This window comes from Streptomyces sp. NPDC004561, from assembly GCF_053602155.1.
The window spans coordinates 1-7,583 of sequence record NZ_JBSGDB010000428.1 but is presented as its reverse complement, the minus strand read 5'-3'; the positions used below and the strand labels follow the sequence as shown (position 1 = coordinate 7,583).

6 protein-coding genes and 2 pseudogenes are annotated in these 7,583 nt (G+C 73.2%); 7 read left to right on the top strand and 1 reads right to left on the bottom strand.

All coding sequences use genetic code 11. The features are described 5' to 3' along the window. Positions 1 to 221: 221 nt before the first annotated feature. Positions 222 to 1,034 (bottom strand): EamA family transporter, encoded by an 813-nt coding sequence (locus ACWEN3_RS36620; RefSeq protein ID WP_452980070.1) that lies wholly within the window; start codon positions 1,032 to 1,034, stop codon positions 222 to 224. 152 nt (positions 1,035 to 1,186) lie between these two features. On the opposite strand from ACWEN3_RS36620, the gene ACWEN3_RS36615 reads away from it, so the two are divergent. The 7 genes and pseudogenes from ACWEN3_RS36615 (at position 1,187) to ACWEN3_RS36585 (ending at position 7,456) form a co-directional block, all read left to right on the top strand. Further along, positions 1,187 to 2,044, top strand: a complete 858-nt coding sequence (locus ACWEN3_RS36615) for a LysR family transcriptional regulator (protein WP_452980067.1) — start codon at positions 1,187 to 1,189, stop codon at positions 2,042 to 2,044. 89 nt (positions 2,045 to 2,133) lie between these two features. Further along, on the top strand, positions 2,134 to 2,784 hold the full coding sequence (locus tag ACWEN3_RS36610) for a GntR family transcriptional regulator (protein WP_452980064.1): 651 nt from the start codon (positions 2,134 to 2,136) through the stop codon (positions 2,782 to 2,784). 108 nt (positions 2,785 to 2,892) lie between these two features. Then, entirely contained in the window at positions 2,893 to 3,645 is a 753-nt protein-coding gene (locus ACWEN3_RS36605) for a PIG-L deacetylase family protein (protein ID WP_452980061.1), read from the top strand. Beyond that, positions 3,642 to 4,352 (top strand): 4-carboxy-4-hydroxy-2-oxoadipate aldolase/oxaloacetate decarboxylase, encoded by a 711-nt coding sequence (locus tag ACWEN3_RS36600; protein ID WP_452980058.1) that lies wholly within the window; start codon positions 3,642 to 3,644, stop codon positions 4,350 to 4,352. The genes ACWEN3_RS36605 and ACWEN3_RS36600 overlap by 4 nt, the downstream gene beginning before the upstream one ends. Continuing rightward, positions 4,349 to 5,458 (top strand): 4-oxalomesaconate tautomerase, encoded by a 1,110-nt coding sequence (locus ACWEN3_RS36595; RefSeq protein WP_452980056.1) that lies wholly within the window; start codon positions 4,349 to 4,351, stop codon positions 5,456 to 5,458. Before ACWEN3_RS36600 ends, ACWEN3_RS36595 begins: the two co-directional genes overlap by 4 nt. Then, positions 5,439 to 5,962 (top strand): annotated as a pseudogene (locus tag ACWEN3_RS36590) (VOC family protein). The gene ACWEN3_RS36595 and the pseudogene ACWEN3_RS36590 overlap by 20 nt, the downstream one beginning before the upstream one ends. A 169-nt stretch (positions 5,963 to 6,131) precedes the next feature. Then, positions 6,132 to 7,456 (top strand): annotated as a pseudogene (locus tag ACWEN3_RS36585) (MFS transporter). Positions 7,457 to 7,583: the final 127 nt, after the last annotated feature.

The following is a 7,583-nucleotide window of genomic DNA, read 5'->3' as shown; positions in this document are numbered from 1 at the left end:
TCATCGGCAACCCCAAGGTCATGCAGATCGCCGCCCAGCGCGGCCTGACCCACCCGATGCTGATGAAGTTCACCCTGAAGCTGCTGGCCAACCTCGTCCCGCGCGCTGACTCCTCACCTGCCTTCAGGGGGGCTTCCCGGCGGCGGAGGCGCCGGCTCGAAGGGCGGTCGGCCTCGGCGCGGGTGGGCTGCCGGGTGGGTTCCCCGGTCCCAGTGCCGGTGTCAGCCCCGTGTCGTCGCGATGCTCACCGCGTTCGCGAGCACGACCGCGCCGATCCCCGCCCACTCGGGACCGCCCAGGCCCTGGCCCAGGACCACCCAGCCGACCAGCGCGGCCAGGACCGGGTTGACGCTCATGAACAGGCCGAAGGTCTGCGCGGGGACGTGGCGGAGGGTCAGCAGGTCGGCGAGGTAGGGCACGGCGGAGGAGAGGGCCCCTGCGGCCACGGCGCACAGCAGGGCCCCGGCCGTCGGCGGATGGCGCAGGGCGACCACGATGCCGACGGGCAGGAAGGCCAGGGCGGACACCGTGGCGGCGGCCGCCGCGCCCTGGGCTCCGGCGATGCGCCGCCCGACCACCCTGTTGAGCAGGATGTACGCCGCCCAGCAGCACGCGGCCACCAGACCGAGGGCCATCCCGGCGTAGTCGGCGGAGGGGCGCGGGCGCATCAGGATTACGACCCCCGCCGCGGCCAGCACCGCGCACCCGGCGTCCAGCCGGCGCCGCGACGCGGCCAGCGCGATCGTCAGCGGACCGAGGAACTCCAGTGTCACGGCGAGGCCGAGGCCTATCCGGTCGACGGCGGTGTACAGGCTGAGGTTCATCGTGCCGAAGACGGCGGCGAGCAGCAGCACCGGCCACCACTGCCGCCAGGTGAAGCCGCGCAGCCGGGGCCGGCCCACGGCGAGCAGGACGAGCGCGGCCACGTACTGGCGGACCGCCACCACACCCAGGGGGCCGATGACCGGGAACGCCAGCGCCCCGACGGCGGCGCCGGTCTGGTTGGACAGCCCGCTGCCGACCATGGTGGCCACACCGCTCAGCCGCCCGGCGGTCGGCGGGGACCCGGGCGTGGCCGCGGGTATCGCCGCGGCCGGGTGTTCGATGGCTCGTCGCATACCCGGATGATGCGCCGCACGCGTACATGCGCAAAATGCATGCGAGCTTTCATCTATACGCTGGGCGTATGGATGACATCGACCTGCGGCAGTTGCGCTGTCTGGTGGCCATCGTCGACGAGGGCACGTTCACCGACGCGGCGATCGCCCTCGGCGTCTCGCAGGCCGCCGTCTCCCGCACCCTCGCCTCCCTCGAACGCGCCCTGGGGACGAGGCTGTTGCGACGGACCTCCCGGGAGGTGACGCCGACCGCGACCGGGCTGCGGGTGGCGGCACAGGCCCGGCGGGTGCTCGCGGACGTGGCCGGCCTGGTCCGGGAGGCCACCTCGGGGCACACACGGGTGCGGATCGGGTACGCCTGGTCGGCGGTCGGCCGGCACACCGTGGCCTTCCAGCGGCGCTGGACCGCCGTCCACCCGGGCACCGACCTGTATCTGGTGCGGGTCAACTCGCCCTCGGCGGGGCTCGCCGAGGGCGCCTGCGATCTCGCGGTCGTCCGGAAGCCCCTGGACGACCGGCGGTTCGGCACCGCCATCGTCGGGCTGGAGCGGCGGCTGTGCGCGCTCGCCGCCGACGACCCGCTCGCCAGGCGCCGCTCGGTGCGGCTCGCCGATCTCGCCGACCGGCTCCTGCTCGTGGACCGCCGTACCGGCACGGCCACCCCCGAACTGTGGCCGCCCGACGCCCGGCCGGCCACGGAGGAGACGCACGACGTCGACGACTGGCTCACCGTCATCGCTGCCGGGCGTGGCATCGGGGTGTCGGCCGAGTCCACCGCGAACCAGTATCCGAGGCCCGGCATCGTCTACCGGCCGGTGCGCGACGCCGAACCCGTCGCCGTGCGGCTCGCCTGGTGGCGCGAGGATCCGCACCCGGCCCTCCAGGCCGTGCGCGAACTGCTCACCGAGCTGTACCGCGCGGGCTGAGAGATCGCCCCGCATTCCGCGAACAAAATTGTTGACAATCTTGTTTGGCTAGATTTAGGTTTGACAGGCACTCACTCAGGGAGGGCACGATGCCGAAGGAAGCCCGTCCGACCACCGGAGAGCAGGCCAAACAGCATGCGCTCGCGCAGCTGCGGCAGGCGATCCTGCACGGCGAGATGGCGCCGGCCCAGCGGCTGGTGGAGAACGAACTCGCCGAGCAGTTCGGTGTGACGCGGGCCAGCATCCGTGCGGCGCTGATCGATCTGGAGGCGCAGGGGCTGGTCGAGCGGATCCGCAACCGCGGTTCGCGGGTGCGGGTGGTGACCGTGGAGGAAGCGGTCGCGATCACGGAGTGCCGCATGGTCCTGGAGGGGCTCTGTGCGGCGAAGGCCGCCGTCGCCGCCAGTGACGAGCAGCTGACCGGGCTGGCCGACCTCGGCGCGGCGATGGAGAAGGCCGTCGCCGACGGCGAGCCGGTGACCTACTCCGACCTCAACCACCAGCTCCACGACCGGATCCGGGAGATCTCCGGGCAGCAGACCGCGGTCGAGCTGCTGGAGCGGCTCAACGCCCAACTGGTGCGCCATCGATTCCAGTTGGCGCTGCGGCCCGGGCGTCCGCAGCAATCCCTGAACGAGCACCTGGCGATGGTCGAGGCGATCAGGGCCAGGGACCCGCAGGCGGCCGAAGCGGCCGTCCGCGCCCACCTCGCCAGCGTGATCGAGGCGCTCAGCGACTGACGCGCCGAGCGCGGGACGCGGGGCGGGCGCGCACCTGTCCATCGGGGCACGGGACCCGCCGGGTCCACACCCGGCGGTGAACCGAGCCCGAAAAGGGAGATTTCCGCAATGACCCACGCCAACGCGCCCGCCACCCCACCACGTTCGACCCTTGTCGTCACCGCGCACGCCGGGGACTTCGTGTGGCGCGCGGGCGGAGCCGTCGCCCTGGCCGCGTCCCGAGGTGAGAAGGTCACCATCGCCTGCCTGACCTTCGGCGAGCGCGGTGAGTCCGCCAAGGCGTGGCGCGCGGGGAAGACCCTGGAGGAGATCAAGGCGATACGCCGGGAGGAGGCGGAGCGGGCCGCCGCCGCGCTCGGCGCCGAGGTCCGCTTCTTCGACGCCGGCGACTACCCCCTCGTCGCCACCGCCGAGCTGACCGACCGTCTGGTCGCCCTCTACCGGGAGACGCAGCCCGACGTCGTCCTCACCCACCCGGTGGAGGACCCGTACAACGGCGACCACCCGGCGGCCCACCGCATGGCCCTGGAGGCCCGGGTCCTCGCGCAGGCCATCGGCTACCCCGGCCCCGGCGAGATCATCGGCGCCCCGCCCGTCTTCTACTTCGAGCCCCACCAGCCCGAGATGAGCGGTTTCCGGCCCGAGGTGCTCCTCGACATCACCGAGGTGTGGGAGACCAAGCGCAAGGCGATGGAGTGCCTCGCCGCCCAGCAGCACCTGTGGGACTACTACACCGACCTCGCCGTCCGCCGCGGCGTCCAGCTCAAGCGCAACGCCGGGCCCAACCTGGGCCTGCCGCACCGGACCATGGCCGAGGCCTACATGCGCCCCTACCCGCAGATCGCGAAGGAGCTGGCATGAGCGGCGTGATCGTCACCGACCCGCCGAAGGCGGACGCCAAGGACGTGGCAGCGCTGGCCGGTTACGGCGTGGCCACCGTCCACGAGGCGATGGGCCGCACCGGACTGCTCCCGGCGCGCCTGCGCCCGATCCAGCAGGGCGTGCGCGTCGCGGGCACCGCGGTCACCGTGCTGTCCTGGCCCGGCGACAACCTCGTGATCCACGCGGCCGTCGAGCAGTGCGGCGAGGGCGACTTCCTGGTCGTCACCACCACCTCGCCCTCCACCGACGGCATGTTCGGCGAGCTGTTCGCCACCGCGCTGAAGCGGCGGGGTGTGCGCGGCCTGGTCATCGACGCCGGCATCCGCGACACCCAGGAACTGCGCGATCTCGGCTTTCCCTCGTGGTCGGCGGCCGTCTCCGCGCAGGGCACGGTGAAGGCGACCGGCGGCTCGGTGAACGTCCCCGTCGCCGTCGGCGGGCAGCTGATCCACCCCGGTGACGTGATCCTCGCCGACGACGACGGGGTGGTCGTCGTACCCCGCGCGAAGGCCCGCGGGACCGCCGAGGCGTCCGAGGCCCGCGAGGTCAAGGAAGCCGCCTCCCGCGCCGCCTTCCTGGAGGGCCAACTGGGTCTGGACCGCTACGGGTTGCGGGAGCGGCTGGCTCGACTGGGCGTCAGGTACACCGCGTACGAGGACTACGTCCGGGACGGAGAGCGGGCATGACCGGGCCCGTGGAGGTGCGCTGCATGCTGATGCGCGGCGGCACCTCCAGGGGCGCCTACTTCCTCGCCGAGGACCTGCCCGCCGACCCGGCGGCCCGCGACGACCTGCTGCTGCGGATCATGGGCAGCCCCGACCCGCGGCAGATCGACGGGCTCGGCGGCGCCCACCCGCTCACCAGCAAGGTGGCGGTGGTCTCCGCGTCGGCGGACCCGGAGGCCGACGTCGACTACCTGTTCCTCCAGGTCGCCGTCGACCGGCCCGAGGTGGGCGACCGTCAGAACTGCGGGAACATCCTCGCCGGGGTCGGCCCGTTCGCGGTCGAGCGGGGGCTCGTGGCCCCCGGGGACGGGACGACCACCGTACGCATCCGCATGCTCAACACCGGCGAGCCGGCGATCGCCACCTTCCCCACCCCGGGCGGACGCGTCGACTACACCGGTGACGCCGAGATCTCCGGGGTCCCCGGGACCGCCGCGCCGGTCGTCATCGAGTTCCCGGCCGGCGACACCGCGCTGCTGCCCACCGGCAACGTCCGCGACACCGTCGCCGGCACGGAGGTGACCTGCGTGGACAACGGCATGCCGACCGTCCTCGTCCCGGCCGCCGCGCTCGGCGTCACCGGGTACGAGACGCCCAAGGACCTGGAGGAGGACCTGGCGCTCGCCGGCCGCCTCCGCGAGATCCGGCTGGCGGCGGGGAGGCTGATGGGCCTCGGTGACGTCGAGACCGCCACCGTCCCCAAGCTCACCCTGCTCGCCCCGCCCCGCGCGGGCGGCGCGGTCACCACCCGCACCTTCATCCCCGTCCGCTGCCACACCTCGATCGGTGTCCTCGGCGCCGCGAGCGTGGCCGCCGGGCTCCGGCTGCCCGGGGGAGTGGGGGAGGCGATCGCCCGACTGCCCGAGCACGGCGGCCGGGTGCGCGTCGAGCACCCCACGGGCTTCCTGGACATCGACACGGACATCGACCCCGGCACGCCGGCGGCACGCCGTACGGCCGTCGTCCGCACCGCCCGCAAGATCTTCGACGGCGCCGTCCTCCCACGCGCCGCCGCCCCCTCACCCGCACAACTCCCTGGAGGCAACGATGGCCCCGCCCCTCGGTGACATCGCCCATATCGGCCACGCCCAGCTGTTCACCCCGGACCTGGACGCCAGTGTCGCCTTCTTCACCGACTACCTGGGGCTCACCGTCAACGGGCAGCAAGGCGACACCGTCTACCTGCGCACCTTCGACGACTACGAGCACCACAGCCTGGTCCTCACCGCCCGCGGCACCCCTGGCCTCGGCCGGCTCGCCCTGCGCGCCTCCAGCGAGGAGGCGCTCCAGCGGCGGGTCAGGGCGGTGGAGGAGGCGGGCGGCACCGGCCACTGGGCGGAGGACGAACCCGGCCTCGGCAAGCTGTACGTCACCACCGACCCCGACGGGCACGAACACGCCCTGTACTGGGAGAGCGAGCACTACCGGGCCGCAACCCGCTCACCCGGCTCGTCCTCGCCCCGGACTGGCCGCTGATCACCTGGACCGAGGCCGAGCGCGCCAAGGGCCAGGCCTGGGGCCTGAGGACCATCGAGTCCTTCCACACCCACGGCACACCGCCCGTGGGCTGAGACATCCCGCATCACGCGTCAGGGGGCTGCACAGAGCCGTGTGCGGCCCCCTTCGCGCAGCCACGCCCGGACTCCCCCCCAGATTGTTGCTGAGATTGTTGACAAAAGTGTTGACTCTCTTCGGGCGGGTTTCTAGCGTCTAGCGCACCACGCACGAGAGGTAACAACGATGTCCCCCTCACCCTCCCCGTCCGCCCGCGGCGACAGACTGGCCCTGCTGGTCGTCGGCCTGTGCTGGCTCGCCGTCCTCTTCGACGGCCTCGACATGTTCGTCTACGGTTCGGTGCTGCCGCACATGCTGGAGACCAAGGCCCTCGGGATCACCCCGGGCGAGGCCGGCGACCTCGGCAGCTACGCCACCTTCGGCATGCTCGTTGGCGCCCTGACGGCGGGCACGATCGCCGACCGCATCGGCCGCAAGAAGCTGATGGTCGCCTGCGTCACGCTGTTCTCGCTGGCCTCCGGCCTGTGCGCGCTCTCCGGCTCCGTCGCCGTCTTCGGCCTCGGCCGGACCCTGGCCGGCGTCGGCCTCGGCGGCCTGCTGCCCACCGCGATCTCCATGGTCTGCGACGTCGCCCGCGGCGGCCGGGCGGCCCTGACCGTCGGCGCCCTGATGACCGCCCACCACGCGGGCGGCATCCTCTCCGCCTACGTCGCCAAGTGGCTGGTGGAGCCGGCCGGCTGGCGCTCGGCCTTCTGGGTCTGCGTCGTCCCGCTGCTCTTCGTCCCCCTCCTGGTCAAGGCCCTGCCCGAGTCGCTCGGCTTCCTCGTCGCCAAGGGCCGTACCGAGGAGGCCCGCGCCCTGGCCGCCCGGTACGGCACCGAACTGCCCGCCGAGGCCGCCCCGAAGGCCGCCGGCGACCACTGGGGCGCCCTGCTCGACCTGTTCCGCGGCGGCGAGTGGCCGCAGACCCTGCTGTACTGGCTGGCCTCCTTCGGCGGGCTGCTCCTCGTCTACGGCGTGGCCACCTGGCTGCCCACCCTGATGCGCGGCGAGGGCTACGACCTCGGCTCGGCCCTCACCTTCGTGGTGCTGTTCAACCTCGGCGGCATCGTCGGCATGCTGGTCGCGGGCCGCGCCTCGGATCGCTTCGGCGCCCCGCGCATCTCCGCGGTCTGGTTCGCGCTCACCGCGGCCGGTGTCTTCCTCCTCAGCGTCCACATGCCGCTGGGCCTGACCTTCCTGGTCGTCTTTCTCACCGGCGTTTTCCTCAACAGCGCCCAGACGATGATCTACGCCACCGTCTCCATCCGCTCCGCCCCGGACAACCGCGCCACCGCCGTCGGCTGGACCTCGGGCATGGGCCGCTTCGGCGCCGTCTTCGGCCCGTGGCTCGGCGGCCAGCTGCTCGCCGACGGCAACGGGGCTGGGGCTTCACCGCCTTCGCCCTCGCCGGCGTCTCGTCCATGGTCTTCATCGGCGTCGCAGCCGTCCGCTCCGGCCGCCGCCCGCAGCCCAGCGACTCCGGGCAGCGGCTGGTCACGACCGCCTGACCGGGCCCCTCGTGCGGCGCCGCCCCCGCTCCGGCGGGTGCGGCCCGAAGGTCCAGCGAGCCCACGGCGACCCGTGGCCGATGTGCTCGACGTCCTCTGACGCGGCCGGGTACCGGTCGCCCGGCGC

Coding starts and splice junctions, on each gene's coding strand:
- ACWEN3_RS36600 (WP_452980058.1), top strand. CDS start 3,642: ATGAGCGGCGTGATCGTCACCGACCCGCCGAAGGCGGACGCCAAGGAC.
- ACWEN3_RS36605 (WP_452980061.1), top strand. CDS start 2,893: ATGACCCACGCCAACGCGCCCGCCACCCCACCACGTTCGACCCTTGTC.
- ACWEN3_RS36595 (WP_452980056.1), top strand. CDS start 4,349: ATGACCGGGCCCGTGGAGGTGCGCTGCATGCTGATGCGCGGCGGCACC.
- ACWEN3_RS36615 (WP_452980067.1), top strand. CDS start 1,187: ATGGATGACATCGACCTGCGGCAGTTGCGCTGTCTGGTGGCCATCGTC.
- ACWEN3_RS36610 (WP_452980064.1), top strand. CDS start 2,134: ATGCCGAAGGAAGCCCGTCCGACCACCGGAGAGCAGGCCAAACAGCAT.